Annotated in this window: 19 protein-coding genes; 11 read left to right on the forward strand and 8 right to left on the reverse strand. The window is 71.9% G+C overall.

What is annotated here, in order from left to right; translation table 11 throughout:
* Positions 1-90: 90 nt before the first annotated feature.
* The gene (locus tag IG99_RS30925; protein ID WP_037679779.1) at positions 91-759 is read right to left on the reverse strand and encodes a TetR/AcrR family transcriptional regulator; all 669 of its coding nucleotides are present in this window, start codon (positions 757-759) and stop codon (positions 91-93) included.
* 704 nt (positions 760-1,463) lie between these two features.
* Here IG99_RS30925 and IG99_RS30930 point away from each other — a divergent pair.
* From IG99_RS30930 to IG99_RS30960, 7 genes are all read left to right on the forward strand, one after another.
* Positions 1,464-2,444, forward strand: coding sequence for an ATP-dependent DNA ligase (locus IG99_RS30930; protein ID WP_037679721.1), 981 nt, complete (start codon positions 1,464-1,466; stop codon positions 2,442-2,444).
* A 142-nt stretch (positions 2,445-2,586) separates the two neighbouring features.
* The gene (locus IG99_RS30935) at positions 2,587-3,363 is read left to right on the forward strand and encodes an NPP1 family protein (protein WP_037679723.1); all 777 of its coding nucleotides are present in this window, start codon (positions 2,587-2,589) and stop codon (positions 3,361-3,363) included.
* A gap of 103 nt (positions 3,364-3,466) precedes the next feature.
* A complete protein-coding gene (locus IG99_RS30940; RefSeq protein ID WP_037679725.1) occupies positions 3,467-4,483 on the forward strand; it encodes a questin oxidase family protein in 1,017 nt (338 codons plus the stop codon).
* A 72-nt stretch (positions 4,484-4,555) separates the two neighbouring features.
* Positions 4,556-5,074 (forward strand): hypothetical protein, encoded by a 519-nt coding sequence (locus IG99_RS30945; protein WP_037679727.1) that lies wholly within the window; start codon positions 4,556-4,558, stop codon positions 5,072-5,074.
* The gene (locus IG99_RS30950) at positions 5,071-5,538 is read left to right on the forward strand and encodes a GNAT family N-acetyltransferase (protein WP_037679729.1); all 468 of its coding nucleotides are present in this window, start codon (positions 5,071-5,073) and stop codon (positions 5,536-5,538) included. The genes IG99_RS30945 and IG99_RS30950 overlap by 4 nt, the downstream gene beginning before the upstream one ends.
* A gap of 51 nt (positions 5,539-5,589) precedes the next feature.
* Entirely contained in the window at positions 5,590-6,525 is a 936-nt protein-coding gene (gene hemC / locus IG99_RS30955; protein WP_037679731.1) for a hydroxymethylbilane synthase, read from the forward strand.
* Between the two features lie 130 nt (positions 6,526-6,655).
* On the forward strand, positions 6,656-7,117 hold the full coding sequence (locus IG99_RS30960) for a DUF4383 domain-containing protein (RefSeq protein ID WP_037679734.1): 462 nt from the start codon (positions 6,656-6,658) through the stop codon (positions 7,115-7,117).
* 29 nt (positions 7,118-7,146) lie between these two features.
* Here IG99_RS30960 and IG99_RS30965 read toward each other — a convergent pair whose 3' ends face one another.
* The 4 genes from IG99_RS30965 to IG99_RS30980 form a co-directional block, all read right to left on the reverse strand.
* The gene (locus tag IG99_RS30965) at positions 7,147-7,668 is read right to left on the reverse strand and encodes a hypothetical protein (RefSeq protein ID WP_037679735.1); all 522 of its coding nucleotides are present in this window, start codon (positions 7,666-7,668) and stop codon (positions 7,147-7,149) included.
* 190 nt (positions 7,669-7,858) lie between these two features.
* The gene (locus IG99_RS30970) at positions 7,859-8,719 is read right to left on the reverse strand and encodes an ABC transporter permease (RefSeq protein WP_037679738.1); all 861 of its coding nucleotides are present in this window, start codon (positions 8,717-8,719) and stop codon (positions 7,859-7,861) included.
* Entirely contained in the window at positions 8,679-9,530 is an 852-nt protein-coding gene (locus IG99_RS30975; protein WP_037679740.1) for an ATP-binding cassette domain-containing protein, read from the reverse strand. The genes IG99_RS30970 and IG99_RS30975 overlap by 41 nt, the downstream gene beginning before the upstream one ends.
* Positions 9,527-9,994 (reverse strand): MarR family winged helix-turn-helix transcriptional regulator, encoded by a 468-nt coding sequence (locus tag IG99_RS30980; protein ID WP_078948007.1) that lies wholly within the window; start codon positions 9,992-9,994, stop codon positions 9,527-9,529. Before IG99_RS30980 ends, IG99_RS30975 begins: the two co-directional genes overlap by 4 nt.
* Before the next feature lie 268 nt (positions 9,995-10,262).
* On the opposite strand from IG99_RS30980, the gene IG99_RS30985 reads away from it, so the two are divergent.
* A complete protein-coding gene (locus IG99_RS30985; protein ID WP_037679742.1) occupies positions 10,263-11,063 on the forward strand; it encodes an RNA polymerase sigma factor SigF in 801 nt (266 codons plus the stop codon).
* 17 nt (positions 11,064-11,080) lie between these two features.
* On the opposite strand, the gene IG99_RS30990 is transcribed toward IG99_RS30985, so the two are convergent.
* Positions 11,081-11,416 carry an ANTAR domain-containing protein gene (locus IG99_RS30990; RefSeq protein ID WP_037679745.1) on the reverse strand — a complete coding sequence of 112 codons (336 nt, stop codon included), beginning with the start codon at positions 11,414-11,416 and terminating at the stop codon, positions 11,081-11,083.
* 107 nt (positions 11,417-11,523) lie between these two features.
* Here IG99_RS30990 and IG99_RS30995 point away from each other — a divergent pair, with 107 nt between their 5' ends.
* On the forward strand, positions 11,524-12,327 hold the full coding sequence (locus IG99_RS30995) for a VOC family protein (protein ID WP_037679748.1): 804 nt from the start codon (positions 11,524-11,526) through the stop codon (positions 12,325-12,327).
* Between the two features lie 107 nt (positions 12,328-12,434).
* Here the strand turns inward: IG99_RS30995 and glgX are convergent, their stop codons facing one another.
* Positions 12,435-14,582 (reverse strand): glycogen debranching protein GlgX, encoded by a 2,148-nt coding sequence (glgX, locus tag IG99_RS31000; RefSeq protein ID WP_051866093.1) that lies wholly within the window; start codon positions 14,580-14,582, stop codon positions 12,435-12,437.
* Complete coding sequence (locus tag IG99_RS31005) at positions 14,579-15,082, reverse strand: hypothetical protein (RefSeq protein WP_037679752.1); 504 nt, start codon at positions 15,080-15,082, stop codon at positions 14,579-14,581. Before IG99_RS31005 ends, glgX begins: the two co-directional genes overlap by 4 nt.
* A gap of 313 nt (positions 15,083-15,395) precedes the next feature.
* Here IG99_RS31005 and IG99_RS31010 point away from each other — a divergent pair, with 313 nt between their 5' ends.
* Both IG99_RS31010 and IG99_RS31015 read left to right on the forward strand, forming a co-directional pair.
* Positions 15,396-15,668 (forward strand): DUF5133 domain-containing protein, encoded by a 273-nt coding sequence (locus IG99_RS31010; protein ID WP_037679756.1) that lies wholly within the window; start codon positions 15,396-15,398, stop codon positions 15,666-15,668.
* Positions 15,669-15,736: 68 nt separating this feature from the next.
* Positions 15,737-16,120: maltotransferase domain-containing protein (locus IG99_RS31015; RefSeq protein ID WP_037679757.1), on the forward strand; the 384-nt coding region annotated here is incomplete at its 3' end.

Below are 16,120 nucleotides of genomic sequence, written 5' to 3' on the forward strand. Positions count from 1 at the left end.
AAGTAATCCCTGGGAGGTGTGGGGGCCCGGCCGGCCCCGGCCGAGGGCGTTGAGCGCTGAGCCGCGTCCGGCTTGGCGCATGGGTGTGGGTCAGCGCGGGGACGTGGAGCAGCGCGTGGGCGTGAAGGGCGCCAGCCAGAGGCCGACGATGGCGTCGACCAGCCCGGTGGCGGCCTCCTGCCAGGTGGCGCGCGGCGTGGGGGTGCCCTCGGCGAGGGCACGCTCGCGCTCGGCGGTGGTGTGCAGGATCAGATGGCGTGCCATGTCGCCGCGCTCGGCGCGGACCTCGGCGGGCAGCTCGTTCAGGCAGCGGTCGAGTCCGTCGACGACCGGCCGCATGGAGGGCGCCGTGAGGGACTCCTCGACCATGATCGGGTACAGCGCCGGGTCGGTCATCACCTGGGCGCAGAAGCGGGCGTACCAGGTGGGCGAGCCCAGCGCCGCCAGGTGCTCGGTGACCGGACGGACCAGGCAGGACACCCAGTCATGCAGGTCGGCCGAGTCGTCGAGGCCGGCCACCAGGCGGGCGCGGCCCTCCTCGATCCGGGCGGCGTGCTTGCGGACGATGGCGCGGACCAGGTCGGTCTTGGTGCCGAAGTGGTAGCCGACGGCCGTGTTGTTGCCCTGCCCCGCCGCCTCGCTGACCCGGCGGTTGGACACGGCGTACACGCCCCGCTCGGCGAACAGCCGCTCGGCCGCGGTCAGGATCAGCTCCCGGGTCGCCCCGGCCTGCTCCGCCCGTACCGCCCTGCCCGCCATGATCACCACCGTACCGGGACTGCGCACCACCCCTGAGCGGCCAGTCCCTCGAACCGCCCGGGGCCCACCGCCTGCACGCGGTCTTCGGAGCGGAAGCCTACGCAACGACACGGCTGCCGTGGCCGCCGGTCCCCATGGCATCCCCCTCCGCCCACACACACCACGTCGAGAGGAACGACGTCACCGCGCGAACGACCCTGCGGCGGGCGGCCCGGGCTTCGGTGTTCGTCACCGTGCTGCTGCTCACCGCGACCGGCACGGCGCCGGTGGTGGCTGCCGGCCGCTGCCCGAGACCGTGCCGCTGGTCCGGCGGATCGCGGGGGCGAAGCGGAGGCTGACAGCGGGGTGGGCGGGCCGCAGCGGCTGCCTCGGCAAGGACGTCACCGCCGAGCACTCCTCGACGGCATCCGCACGGTGGCCGCCGGGGAGTCCCTGCTCTCGCCGCACGCCACCCGGGTGCTCATCACGCGGTCCCCCCGCGGGACTCCCGGCTCGCGGCCCTCGAGGACCCGGCCGCGCCGACCGCCCGTGACCGCGAGCTGATGAACTGGGTGGCGGAGGGGCACTCCCACGTCATCGCCCACCAGTCCGGTCCGGTGCAGGCTCCGCCGCCCGCCGGGTCCTGAGTCCGTTCAGGCGAAACCGGCGTACGCGGTGCGTGGCGACGCCCGGGTGCGTCGACATCTTCCCCCGTGACGTCAACCGTGCCCCTCCCCCTCATCGCGCCCATGCTGGCCACGCCCGGCACGCTGCCGCCGGCCGCGCAGGACGCCCGCTGGGCCTACGAGACCAAGCAGGACGGCCAGCGGGTGGTGGTCTATCTCGCCGGGGACGGAAGCGTCCTGCTGCGGGCCCGCTCCGGGGAGGACATCACCGGCGCCTACCCCGAACTCGCGGCGCTGGGCACCGCCCTCGGCACCACGCCGGCCGTACTGGACGGCGAGGTCCTGGCGCTGGACGACGAGGGCCGCGCGAACTTCCAGCTGCTCCAGTCCCGGATGGGCCTGGCCCACTCCCCCGGCCGCGCCGCGCGCCAGGCGGCCAAGGTGCCCGCCCATCTCGTCCTGTTCGACGTGATGCACCTCGGGCGGGACTCCCTCCTGCCCCAGCCTTACGCGGCGCGGCGGGCGCGGCTGGAGGAGCTCGGCCTGACGGGGACGTTCTGGTCGACACCGGCGGCGATCACCGGCCACGGCCGGCAGGCCCTGGCGGCCACCCTCGAACACGGCCTGGAGGGCCTGGTCTGCAAGCGGCTCGACTCGGTGTACGAACCCGGGGTGCGCTCCCGTGCCTGGATCAAGATCCGCAACATGCGCAGCGCGGATGTCGTCGTCGGCGGCTGGCTGCCCGGCAGGGGGCGCCTGTCGGGCCTGCCCGGCGCGCTGCTGGTCGGCCAGCGGGCGGCGGGGCGGTTGCGCTACGTCGGCGGCGTGGGCACCGGCTGGAGCGAGGCCGAACGCGCCGAACTCGCCGGGCTGCTGGCGGCCGACGCGACCGGTGTGTGCCCCTTCGACCCGGTGCCGCGGGTGCCGGGCGCCCACTGGGTGCTGCCCCGGCTGGTCGGCGAGGTCCGCTACAGCACCCGTACCCGGGCCGGGATGCTGCGTCAGCCGTCGTGGCTGCGGCTGCGTCCGGACCTCACGCCGGAGGAGTCCGCCGCCGACATTCCGGACGACGCCGTCTGAAACGACGTCATGATCCGAGTATTGGCCCGCGCTTCACTGTGGATACGCCTGCGAACCCTTGGCACGGCAGGGGAAAGCGGGGAAGCTGAACCTCCTTTTCCCCCACAGCCGTTGGGCTGCGCCCGGATCAGAGGAGGACGCAGTGTCGTCACCGACCTTCAAGGCACACCGCAGGAGATGGGTCACCGGACTGGCCGGTGCCGCCGCGCTCGTGGTCGCCTTCCCCACCGCCGCCTTCGCCGCCCCACCGAAGGCCCTGCCCGGCAACGCCGACAGCCAGGAGAAGGCGTACCAGCCCGCCTTCGACTACGACACGGACGGCTGCTACCCGACCCCCGCGATCGGCCCGGACGGCACCATCAACGGCGGTCTCAAGCCCACCGGTTCGCTCAGCGGCGACTGCCGTGACGGCTCGGACCTCGACAACACCAACAGCTACTCGCGCTCCAAGTGCAACAACGGCTGGTGCGCCTTCATGTACGGCCTGTACTTCGAGAAGGACCAGGCCGTCGCGGGCAGCAGCATCGGCGGGCACCGCAACGACTGGGAGCACGTCGTGGTGTTCGTGCAGGACAACCAGGTCAAGTACGTGTCGACGTCCAACCACGGCTCGTACACCGTGCACGGGGCCTCCGAGGTCCGCTTCGACGGCACCCACCCGAAGATCGTCTACCACAAGGACGGCATCAGCACCCACTGCTTCCGGCTGGCGGGTTCGAACGACGAACCGCCGGAGAACCACGAGGGCACCTGGCAGTACCCGCCCCTCGTCGGCTGGAACGGCTACCCGGCGGGTCTGCGCGACAAGTTGACCGCGTACGACTTCGGCAGCGCCAACTTCGCCCTCAAGGACGCCAACTTCGCCTCCGACCTCGCCAAGGCGAAGCCGTCCGGGATCGCGTTCGATCCCAACGCCTGAGCTCCGGACCGGAGTCGGGCCCGGGACGTAGGACCCGAGGCGCCCTCGGGTTGGGTCCCGCGCCCGATTCCGGCCGCCCGCGGCGCGGCATAACGTCACGCTCATGGAGACCAGCGACACGAGCGGACACCTCGAAGAAGCTCTGGAACGGCTGCACAGCGCGGGACCGGAGCGCGTCGGCCATTACACCAACCACGCCCCCATGGTCGTCGAGGCGCTCGCCGCGCACGGCCACGCCGACGCCTTGCACCGCTGGCTGGACCTGTATCAGCGCAGGCTGGAGGAGTTTCCCTCCCCCTTCGCCCCCGTCACGGACGACAACTGGCGGCAGGCGCTGGGCGATCCACGCCGAGTGGCCGACTGGATCGACCATTTCTCCCGCGCCCTGGCCGACCGCCCATGGCGCGACGTCCTCGCCGAGTGGTGGCCGCGCCTGCTGCCCGGCCTCTACGGCGGCTCCACGCACCCCGTCATCCGCGTCGGCCACGCCGTCCGTGCCCTCGAAGCGCAGGAGACCGCGCCCCGTCGGGCCGAACTCGCCCACGGCCTGGGCTACTGGGCAGCGGTCCACCTCACGGTCTCCGGCATCACCGCGCTGCCCGGCGCGTCGACCGCCGCGGCCTCCCTCGACGCCGTCCCCGCCGTCCACGCGCCCAGCGAGGAGTTCCCCGACCGGCTCGCGGTGGTACGCGCGCTGCCGGTGTGGGCGGACGACGTGACGGACCCCGACACCGCACGGGAGCGGCTCACCGAACTCGTCCGGGCCGCCACCCACCGGTACGCCACGCACGGGCACGGCGAGGAGACGATGCTGGTGCACGCGGCGACGGCCCCCAACGCCGTGCTGCGCACACTCGGTTCGCTCCCCCGCGAGCTGTGGGCGCCGAGCCTGCACGCCGCGTGGACGGCGTCCGCGGCGGTCACCGCGATGTACGCCCCCGCCGAACCGGTCCCCTACGCGCCGCCCTCCCTCCGCACCCCGGAGGAGGTCCTCGAACGCGCCCTGGCCCATGGCGACGAGCACGTCGTCAAGCTCACCGACACGGCCCTCGACGTCGGCGACGAACCCGCCCTCGCCGCCGCCCTGCGCGCGGTCGAACTCAGCGTCCCGCTGACCTGAGGAGGGCAGGCCGGGCAGGCCCCCCGGCATACGCCGTGGACGTACCCGGGAAACGGCACTCATGATGTCCTTATGGATCATCACGAGGAACTCCCGTCGGCGGTGGCGGCCGAAGCCCTGCTCGCCCTCGCCGACGAGCATCACGCCCGCCCCGCACGGCCGTTGGGCACCCGCGAGGCCGCCGGACACCTGGTGAAGGTGTATGCCCTCGAGGCGCCGGGCCGCACCGTGACCGACGCGGACGCGGCCGCGGCGCTCCAGGTCGCCGAGGATCATCTGACACTGGGGCGGCTGCGCGGTTCGCTCGGTCTCGCCGTGCTGATCGTGCACGCGGGCGGTGACGGCGACTACGTGCTCGTGCACAGCTGGATCGAGGGCGACATGGCTGACCTGGCGGTCTTCGTCGGCCCCGTCGGCCGACCCGACCTACTGCGACCGGGCCGGGCCGGACTCGCCCCCTGCGTCTGGGAGGCGGCAGTCCTGGCGCACGAGCGCGAGGCGTTCTCCCGGCACGTCCTCGACGGCACCGGACCGCTGGGCGAGCGCCTCACCGCCTGGGGTGCGGACACCGTCGAGGGCACCGTGCGGTGACCGGCGACCCCTTGGTGCGCCCCGCCGAGCCCGCCGATCTGCCCCGGGTGGCCGAACTCGCCGCCCAGCACGCGCGGTACGAGCGGGCGGCGCCGCCCGCCGCCGGGCTCGACGGCCGCCTGGCCGCCCTGCTCTTCGCCACCCCGGCGCCCCGGCTGAGTTGTCTCGTGGCCCAACTGCCCGACGGCGAGGTCGTCGGTTACGCGACGTGCGAGCCGGCGGTGTCCACCTGGGAGGGGCGGGCCTACCTTCACATGGACTGCCTGTTCCTGGCGCCCGGACACCGCGGGCTCGGCCTGGGCGCCCTGCTCGTCGAGGCGGTCCTCGCCGAGGCCCGCCGCCTGGGCCTCACCGAGGTCCAGTGGCAGACGCCCGTGTGGAACGAACGCGCGGCGCGCTTCTACGACCGTCTCGGCGCCCGAGCGCAGGAGAAACTGCGCTACAGCCTGCCCGTGGTCCCTTGACAGTGGCGGAGGGGGCACGCGCCCCGGTCCGGAGGGTCTATCGTGTCCCGCATGTCCGTCCCGGAACTCATCCGTATCGTGTCCCGCGACTCCCCCATGGCTCTCGCCCAAGTGGAACGCGTCCGCACCGAGTTGGCCGCCCTGCACCCCGGCATCCGCACCGAGGTCGTCCCGGTGAGGACCACCGGCGACAAGTGGATGGGGGACCTGTCGCAGGTGGAGGGCAAGGGCGCCTTCACCAAGGAGGTCGACGCGGCGCTGCTGGCCGGGGAGGCCGACCTCGCGGTGCACTGCGTCAAGGACGTGCCAGCCGACCGGCCGCTGCCCGCGGGCACGGTGTTCGCCGCGTTCCTGAAGCGGGACGACATCCGGGACGCGCTCGTCCATCCGGACGGGCTCACCCTCGACGAACTCCCCGCGGGAACGCGGATCGGCACCTCGTCGGTGCGGCGACGGGCCCAACTGGCCGCCACCCACCCGGAGCTGCAGTGCGTGCCGTTCCGGGGCAACGCCAACCGGCGGCTGGAGAAGCTCGCGGCCGGTGAGGCGGACGCGCTGCTGCTCGCGGTCTCCGGTCTGGAACGCATCGACCGGCGGGACGTGATCAGCGAGGTGCTGTCACCGGAGACGATGATGCCGCCGATCGGCGCGGGCATCCTCGCCCTGCAGTGCCGCCAGGACGACACCGAGGTCATCGACGCGGTCAGCGGGCTCGGCGATCCGGCCACCCACCGGGAGGCGACGGCGGAGCGCATGTTCCTGCATGTGCTGCAGGGACACTGCAACAGCCCGATCGCCGGGTTCGCGCAGGTGGACCGCGGTGGAGAGCTGTCCCTGCGGGCGTGTGTGTTCACCCCGGACGGCAAGACCCGCCTGAACGCCCATGAGTGGGCCGGCCCCCTCGACCCCGCCACCCTCGGCACGTCGGTCGCCGTGGCGCTGCTGCGCCAGGGCGCCCGTGAGATCATCGACGGCATCCCGCACTGACGGCAACGCGCCTTCCTCTGCCGCTTCGATGCATCCGACCGCGGTCGACACCGGGAACCCCTGTGAGACAGCGCCTCGGGGCGAGGGCCACTCGCCGCCGTTCGGCGCCGCGAGAGGGAGGCAGGGGGCCATGACGACGTACACGCGTGAAAGGGCAGCCGCCCGCACCCCCGTCCAGCATGCGGCGCTGCTGGTCGGGGCGGTGTTCCTGCTCGTGGGGGTCCTGGGGTTCATCCCCGGCATCACCACCGACTACGGCTCGATGGAGTTCGCCTCCGAAGACTCCGGGGCCGAACTGCTCGGGATCTTCCAGGTGTCCGTCCTGCACAACCTCGTGCACCTGGCTTTCGGCGTAGCGGGTGTCGCCATGGCCCGCACGGCCTCGCTCGCCGGGACGTTCCTGCTGGCCGGGGGCGCGGTCTATCTGGTGCTGTGGCTGTACGGCTTGATCATCGACCACGACGGCGGAGCGAACTTCGTACCGTTCAGCACGGCCGACGACTGGCTGCACTTCTTCCTGGGCATCGGCATGGTCGCTCTGGGAGTCCTGCTGTCCCGGCGCCGGGACACCTCCGAGCCGACCGGGATGTGACCCGGACGGCCGACCGGCCCCGCCTCGCGTCAGGCGGTGCCCTCCTCGGCCTGGTCGCGCAGGAAATTGCTCACCTGTCGGGCCAGGCTGTCTCGTCCCGGGGCCGCGGGGGCGCCGCCGGCGCCCTCGGTCAGGCCGATGCCGCCGGTCCACAGCCGGCGGTCGGTCCACTCCTCCTCGACCCGCAGTTGCACCTGGACGTCCACCTGGCTCAGCGCCGCCTCGGGGCCTGCCGCGTAGAGCACGGCGGTGGCCCGGCGCAGCGGGTAGACGTCGAAGCCCTCGATGAACTGCGAGTTGCGCCAGTCGAGGAAGGCGCTCTCGCCGTCAGGGCCGATCCGCACGTCGATCTGGCCGTCCTCGAGGTGGATGCCGTAGTGGCGGCCGCCGCGATTCTCGACGGTCACGCGCAGACGGAAATACGTCATTCCCTCGGCCGCGTCATCCCTCCCGCGGGGCGGCTCGGCCGGCTCCAGGCGGTGGACGCGGACCCGCAGACCGGCATGCTCGTCGTACTCGTGCCAGTCCCCGACCACGTTCGGCTCGTACACAGTCCACCTCTCGACTTCTTCGGGCTGCTTCCTATCCGTGGGCTCAGCGCACTGTCAAATGAGCAGAATGGGCTGTGGCCAGGGAGTTCACCCCTTTTGATCGCTGATCAAGCCGTGCGCAGGAACAATCCCGATCCGGGTCGCGCGACCGCTTTCCCGAGCGTGCCGCACATCACGTTCTCGGCCATGATCAGCGGGCGAGCCGGCCCAGGAGCGAGGAGGCCGCGGCGATGCCGAGCGCGGCGGCCACGGCGAGCACAGCGAAGTCGGCCGGAAGGTCGGCCGGCGTCCCGAGGAGGAGACCGCGCAGGGCGTCAACCTGATGGCTGAGCGGGTTGACCTTGCTGACCGCCTGGAGCCAGCCCGGCATGACCGACACCGGGTAGAGGGCGTTGGAGCCGAAGAACAGCGGCATCGTGATCGCCTGTCCGATGCCCATCAGGCGGTCGCGGCTGAGCACGATGCCCGCGATCGTCATCGACAGGCAGGAGAAGAAGGCCGAGCCGAGGACGACGACCACGGCCACCCCGAGCAACTTGAGGGGGTTCCAGGTCAGCGCCACGCCGAGCAGTGCCGCGATCACGATCACGACGACCGCCTGGACCAGCGACTTCACCCCGGCCGCGAACGCCTTGCCGGTGATGAGCGCCGAGCGCGGGGTCGGGGTGACCAGGAGCTTGTTGAGCACGCCGGCGTCGCGCTCCCAGATGATCTGGATGCCGTAGAAGATCGCGATGAACATCGCGGACTGGGCGATGATGCCAGGCGCCAGGTAGTCGATGTAGGGGATGCCGTCGGTGGGGATCGCCTTGATGCGGGTGAAGGTCTGGCCGAAGATCAGCAGCCACAGGGCGGGCTGCACGGCCCGGGTGTAGAGCTCGGTGCGGTCGTGGCGCAGTTTCTGCAGTTCGACCGCGCACATCGCGGCCACCCGGGCGGGCAGCACCCGCCGGCCCGCGCGGGGCTGCGGCGGCCGGACGAGGAGGCCGATGCCCTCCAGGCGGGCGCGGTCAGCCGACGCGGTGCGCGGTGCGGCGGGTGCTTCGGACATCGCGGAAGTCTCCTGACTCGTCGTCGAGGCCGCTGCCGGCGACGTCCCGGAAGACGTCCTCCAGCGTGGGCAGCGTGTCCGCGTCCGCCGTACCCTCGGCGCGTCGGCGTTCACCGAGTCCCCGCCGCAGCTCGACGGGGGTGCCGAGGGCGCGGACGCGGCCGCGGTGCATCAGACCGACCCGGTCGCAGTAGTGGTCGGCCTCGTCCATGTAGTGCGTGGTCACCAGGACCGTCATGCCGGTGGCGGCGCGCACGGCCTCGATGTGCTCCCAGACACTGGTCCGGGCGATCGGGTCGAGGCCGATCGTGGGTTCGTCGAGGATCAGCAGGCGGGGCGCGCTGACCAGCGCCTGGGCCAGTTCGAGCCGGCGGACCATACCGCCGGAGTAGGTGCTCGCGAGCCGGTCGGCGGCATCCGCGAGGTCGACGGCGGCCAGCGCCTGTGCGACGCGTTCGGCGCGTTCACGGCGGGGCACGTCGAACACGCGAGCGAATAGGTCGACGTTCTCCCTGCCGGTCAGGCCCGCGTCGGCGGACAGTTGCTGCGGGACGTAGCCCAGCAGGCGCCGTACCGCCATCCGGTCGCGGGCGGCATCGTGCCCGAAGACGCCGACCATGCCGGGCGGGACCGGCAGGAGCGTGGTGATGCAGCGGATCGCGGTGGTCTTCCCGGCGCCGTTGGGGCCGAGCAGCCCGAAGACCTCACCCTCCCGGACGGTCAGGTCGAGGCCGTCGACCGCCTTGGTCCCTCCGAAGGCGTAGGCCAGCCCGGTGCAGGTGACCGCCTCGGCGGCGGCGTCGCCGGTCATGACTCCTCGACCTCCTCGTGAAGGGTGACGGCGAGCTTGCGCAGGGCCGGGAGCGCCGCGCGCAGCGCCTCCCGGTCCGCCTCGTCCAGGCGGGCCACATGGCGGCCGACGAGGGCGGCGCGGCGCTGCTGCCAGGCGCGCAGCCGGATCTCGGAGGCCTCGGTGAGCAGCAGGCGGGCGGCGCGTCGGTCGGCGGGATCCGTCTCGCGGATCAGGTATCCGTCCCTGACCAACTGGTTCACCAGCGTCGACACGGAGTTGCCGGCCAGGTGGAGTTCGCCTGCCGCCTCGGACACACCGATGCCGGGCCGGGTCCGCACCAGGCGCAGCAGCTCCACCTCGGCGCCACGCAGCCGCGGCACGGCGAGCCCGGCGCGCAGTCGGCGCCGGACCAGCCGCTGTACACCGACGAGGGCGTCGGCCAGCTCTTCCGGGAAGGTCTGCTGCACGGGTTCCTGCTCCACGTTTCCGACATTAGCTCTGTAGCAGAGGTAATGAGCCCAAGGGCGGGTCAAGAGATGCCCCTCGACGCTCCAGAGGTGCTGTATGTACCTAATTGCTACCTTTTGTTTTGAAATCTGCTGCCCGGGAAGGTGCACTTCAGTGCTTCGGACAGGAGGCACGTCCGTGGGAACGGGCCGCCCGCTTTCAAGCGACGTACGTCGTCGGCCGCGCACGCGCCCTTTCCACGGTGTCCGTCCACCAGGCACCTGCTTCAGGGAGGCGCGCAGGATGCGTACCGCCGGCAGCACACGACAGCACCCCCACGACGACGCCCCGGACACGGCCGCGGCCTTCGTCCGGCTCGCGGGGCTGCCCGAGGGCCCGGAGCGCACGGCGCTGCGGGACGGCCTGGTCGAGGTCTGGCTACCGATGGCCGAGCGGATCGCCGTCCGCTTCCGGGGCCGCGGCGAGAGCCTGGAGGATCTCTACCAGGTGGCGGCCCTCGGTCTGGTCAAGGCCGTCGACCATTACGACCCGGACCGCGGCCGCGCTTTCGAGGCGTACGCCGTACCGACGATCACCGGGGAGATCAAGCGGCACTTCCGTGACCACATGTGGACCCTGCACGTGCCGCGTCGGGTCCAGGACCTGCGCAACCGCGTCCGGCACGCGTCGAAGGAACTGGGACAGACGATCCCGGGGCGCGCGCCGACGGTCGTCGAGATCGCCGAGCACGCGCATCTGACGGAGGCCGAGGTGCGCATCGGGATGGAGGCCCTGGAGTGCTTCACCGCGCTGTCTCTGGAGGCGGAGATGCCCGGCACCGACGGTTACGCGCTGCAGGACGCGATCGGCGATGTGGACCCGGGGTTCGACGCCGTCGTCGACCGTGAGGCCCTCAAGCCCTGCCTGGAGGCGCTGCCCGAGCGCGAGCGGACCATTCTCTACCTGCGCTTCTTCCAGGGCATGACGCAGAGTCGTATCGCCCAGCAGCTGGGGATCTCCCAGATGCACGTCTCGCGGCTGCTCAGCGGCTGTTTCGCCCGGCTGCGCAAGGAGGTGCTCGCCGAGACGGGCTGCGCGCGCTGAGTGCCGCCCGCACCGCGTCACTCGACCGGGGGTGCCCCCGGAACCTGGGTGGGACCGTGACGGTCGAGGGCGTCCTCGAGTTCCCCCCGGATCTGCGGGGGCATGTCGCCGCTGCGCCCCCAGAGGACGATGAGTTCGGCGACGCTGCGGAGTTTGATGTTGGTGTGCTGGGAGACCTCTCTCAGGACCGCCCAGCCGTCGTCCGGTGCCACCCGCCCCAGTGCCACGACCATTCCGATCGCCTGGTCGACGACGGCGTGCGAGACAATCGCCTCCTTGAGCTGGTCGATCTCTTCCTGGAGCTGAAAGATCCGGCCCGTTTCGTCGTCGGGCTCCTCGGGTACTCGTGCCACCCCTCCATCGTGCCACCGGCCTCCTCGGCAAGCGCCCCGAGCGGGTCCGGCCGGACACTGGAGGAAGACCGGGGGACGCCGAACGACGAGAGCAGGACGCGAGTGCCATGAACCACGACACGAAACCCTCCCCCGCCACGGCCGAGGTCGTCTCCACGCACTCCGTCTTCGGCGCGCCCTGCTGGGTGAGCCTGACCAGTCGCGACCTGGACGCCACGCAGGACTTCTACTCGGCCGTGCTCGGCTGGAAGTGGCGCAGGAACCGGCTCGGGGACCGCTTCCGGATCGCGCTGGCGGACGACGTGCCGGTGGCCGGGATCGCCGCGGTCGCCGTCATGTGGAACATGGCCGTGGCCTGGACGCCGTACTTCGCCGTGCCGGACGCCGACGAGGCCGTGAGCCGGGCGCGGGAGCGCGGTGGTACGGCGGCCGTGGGGCCGTTGTCCTTCCCGCCCGGGCGGGCCGCGCTGCTCGCCGACCGGGACGGCGCGACCTTCGGGATCTGGGAGGGCGACCTGATGGGCGCCTGGGAGAACTGGCGCCGCGCCGCCCCCACCTTCATCCGCCTCCACACGCGGGACGCCTTCGACGCGGCGATCTTCTACGGCGAGATCCTCGACTGGGCGTCGGACCGCCTCGGCTGCTGTCAGGTCCACTACGAGGGCGACGAGGTCGTCCTGCGCAGCCAGGGGGACGTGGTCGCCCGAATCCAGTCGGGGGCCCTGGGATCGGCGCCGGATCCCACCATCCGGCCGCACTGGCAGGTCCACTTCGCCGTGTCGGACGTGGCCACCTGCGCCCGCGCGGCAGAGCGGAACGGCGGCAGCGTCCTGCGCAGGGCCGCCGACGAGGCGGTGCTGCGCGACCCGGACGGAGCCCAGTTCACCGTGACCTCCCGCCGCGAACGCTGAAGGTGTCCGGCCCGGCGCACGGGCGGCACATCACCCCCGGGGCCCGCGGGCTCCGGGGGTGATCCGTGTTCTCTCCGGTGGGGCTGGTTCCGGGGGCTCGGCGGGTCTCACTCCTCCCGCAGGGACGGCCTGGACAGCAGCAGGAGGCTGCGGGACTCGACGGTGAGGGTGGTGGACGCCTTGTGTTCCGCCTCGTCCGGGATGCTCTGCGGCTCGGCGGTGTCGACGAGGGCCGTCCAGCGTTCGCCGTAGGCGGCGGCCGGCAGGCGGAAGTCGACGGGTTCCCAGGAACTGTTGAGGAGCAGCAGGAACGATGCGTCGATCACGGGCCGCCCGTACGGGTCGGGCTCGGCGATCGCGTCGCCGTTGAGGAACATGCCGACGCAGTGGGCGTCGGGGCGCTGCCAGTCGCGGTCGGTCATCTCGCGGGCGTCCGGGCGCAGCCACACCAGGTCGGGCAGCGGCTGCCCGGCATGCGTGACCGTCTCACCGAGGAAGAAGCGGCGTCGGCGCAGGACGGGGTGGGCGGCCCGCAGGGCGATGACGCGGCGGGTGAAGTCCGCGAGGTCGCGCTGTTCCCCCGTCAGCCGCCAGTCGATCCAGGACACCTCGTTGTCCTGGCAGTAGGCGTTGTTGTTGCCGCCCTGGGTGCGGCCCAGTTCGTCGCCGTGGCTCAGCATCGGGATGCCCTGGGACAGCAGCAGGGTGGCCAGGAAGTTGCGCTGCTGGCGGGCGCGCAGTTCCCGCACGGCCGGGTCGTCGCTCTCGCCCTCGGCCCCGCAGTTCCAGGACCGGTTGACGCTCTCGCCGTCCTGGTTGTCCTCGCCGTTGGCCTCGTTGTGCTTGTCGTTGTACGAGACCAGGTCGTGCAGCGTGAACCCGTCGTGCGCGGTCACGAAGTTGACGCTGGCGCGGGGGCGCCGCCTGCTGTGGGCGTACAGGTCGGCGGAGCCGGTCAGCCGGGAGGCGAACTCGCCCAGTGTGTGCGGCTCGGCCCGCCAGAAGTCGCGTACGGCGTCGCGGTACTTGCCGTTCCACTCCGACCACAGCGGCGGGAAGTTGCCGACCTGGTAGCCGCCCTCGCCGACGTCCCAGGGCTCGGCGATCAGCTTGACGCGGCTGATCACCGGGTCCTGCTGGATCAGGTCGAAGAACGCCGACAGCCGGTCCACCTCGTGGAACTGCCGTGCCAGTGTGGCCGCGAGGTCGAAGCGGAACCCGTCGACGTGCATGTCGGTGACCCAGTACCGCAGTGAGTCCATGATCAGCTGGAGGACGTAGGGGTGGCGCATCAGCAGGCTGTTGCCGGTGCCCGTGGTGTCGTAGTAATGCGCCCAGTCGCCGTCGACCAGGCGGTAGTACGAGGCGTTGTCGATGCCCCGGAAGGAGAGCGTGGGGCCCTTCTCGTTGCCCTCGGCGGTGTGGTTGTACACCACGTCGAGGATCACCTCGAGCCCGGCCGCGTGCAGCGCCTTCACCATCCCCTTGAACTCGCGGACCTGCTCGCCGCGGGTGCCGTGGGCGGCGTAGGCGTTGTGCGGGGCGAAGAAACCGATGGTGTTGTAGCCCCAGTAGTTGGACAGGCCCCGGTCCTTCAGCACGCCGTCCTGCACGAACTGGTGCACCGGCATCAGCTCGACGGCGGTCACGCCGAGCCGGACGAGGTGCTCGACGACGGCCGGATGGGCGATGCCCGCGTAGGTGCCGCGGAGTTCGGGCGGCACGTCGGGGTGGGTGAGGGTGAGGCCCCGCACATGGGTCTCGTAGATCACCGTGTCGGCGTAGGGCCGCCGGGGCGGACGGTCGTCGCCCCAGTCGAAGGCCGGGTCGGTCACCACGCCCAGCAGGGTGTGTCCGGCGCTGTCGGCGGGATCGGGGCCGCCGGGCGAACGCTCGTAGAGCGAGCGGTGGTTGTCGATCTGACCGTCCACCGCCCGGGCGTACGGGTCCAGAAGCAGCTTGGCCGGGTTGCAGCGGTGTCCGGCGGACGGGTCCCACGGACCGTGCACCCGGTAGCCGTAGCGCTGACCGGGGCCGACGCCGGGCAGATAGCCGTACCAGACGAAGCCGTCGGCCTCGGTCAGCGGGACACGGTGTTCGGTGCCGTCGTCGTCGACGAGGACCAGCTGGACGCGTTCGGCGACCTCGCTGAACAGCGCGAAGTTGGTGCCCTCGCCGTCGTGTTCGGCGCCCAGCGGGTAGGGGTGCCCGCTCCAGGCGGCCACCCCTGCTCGGTGTTTCGGCCTCGGCGTCACCGGGCGTCCTCCAGGACACCGTCCGCCATGGAGGCCAGCGCGGTCACCGGGAGCTCACGGGGGACATCGAGTCCCTCCCACACGTTTGGAGCGGGTGCCGTCGGCACCAGCGGGACGCGTTCGCCGGCGCGGGCGCGCTGCGAGAACCAGATGACCTTGCTGCCGGTGTCCGTGGCGCAGCAGCCCCAGCCGTCGCTCATCGCGGCGATGTGTTCCAGGCAGCCGCGCAGGTCCTGGTCCGGGCGCAGGTCACGGTTGTCCTCTCCCACGGCGGTGATGAGGTGCTGGCCGGTCCACCACAGCTCGATCGAGGCCTTCTTGTCCGTCGCGTGCTCGTCGATGGCGGTCAGCAGCAGTCCGGCACCGCGGCAGACGGGCTCGACGAGGTTCTCGAGGTCCCAGAGCCGGAGGTGGGCGGCCAGGATGCGGCCGACCTGTCCGACCCGTTCGGGGCTCACTTCCAGGTCGAGGTGGTAGTAGCAGGGCACTGCGCTCTTCATCGTCGTTCGCTCCTCACCGGCGAGACCTTCGCTCCCTCTCGGCCCCCGCGGGGCCGAGCCCCGAACACGGAGCGTGGGCACTGTTCGCTTCTGAGTCACTCCCCACAGTGCGGCTCTTACGCCATTCGTGCAACACGAGCCCCACCGAGAGGCGCGAGAGGTAGTTGAAGATCCAACAGGACGCTGCGTGGCTGTGTGTGCACCATGGGTGAAAGCCTCGATCGCCGAAGCGGACCGTGCCTCTGGCGTGCACGGCCACCGGCCCGACCGTCGGGCATGTGCCCATCGAGAGCCCGGGAAGGTGAAGGGCGCCATGCTGCTACCCGCTAAGGCCGAAGTCGCACGGCAGCTGCGGCGGTACCGGGCGTGGGAACGCGTGATGCTCGCGTCCCCCGCCGACCTCACGGTGCGCGCGACCTTCGAGGACTCGGGCTACACCCTCTGCGTCCTGATGGGAAAGCGCTGTGCGCGGGAGGCCGCCGACGCCGCCGAACGCTACCTCCGGGAGCAGGGCGAACGGCCGTACGCCGCCGGGGTCGGCAGGCGGGGTCCGCCGTCCGAGCGACGTTCCCCGGCGGGGCTCTAGACCCCTTCCGGCGCAGGATCCCCAGCCGGGCCGACAGGCCCGGCTTTAGTACGGCGGAGGTGATACCCATGAGTTCGATCCCGGCCATCGGCCGAGTCCCGGTACGCGACGTGCGCCCGGCGGTGGAGTACGGACGGCGCCCTGCGAAGGCGGTCGCGGGCGAGACGTTCCAGGTCACCGCCACCGTCTTCGGCGAGGGCCACGACGCGGTCGCCGCCAACGTGGTCCTGACGGACCCGGACGGCCGCCCCGGCCCCTGGACCCCCATGCGCGAACTCGCCCCCGGCACCGACCGCTGGGGCGCCGACGTCACCCCGGACGCCGTCGGCCGCTGGACGTTCCACGTCGAGGCCTGGAGCGACCCGGTGACGGCGTCGCAGACGCTGCCGTTGCTGGTGGAACGGGAGCGGGCGCTGTACGGCGCCTGGTACGAGTTCTTCCCCCGCTCGGAG

Source organism: Streptomyces griseus subsp. griseus (assembly GCF_000720255.1).
Taxonomy (GTDB): domain Bacteria; phylum Actinomycetota; class Actinomycetes; order Streptomycetales; family Streptomycetaceae; genus Streptomyces; species Streptomyces griseus_I.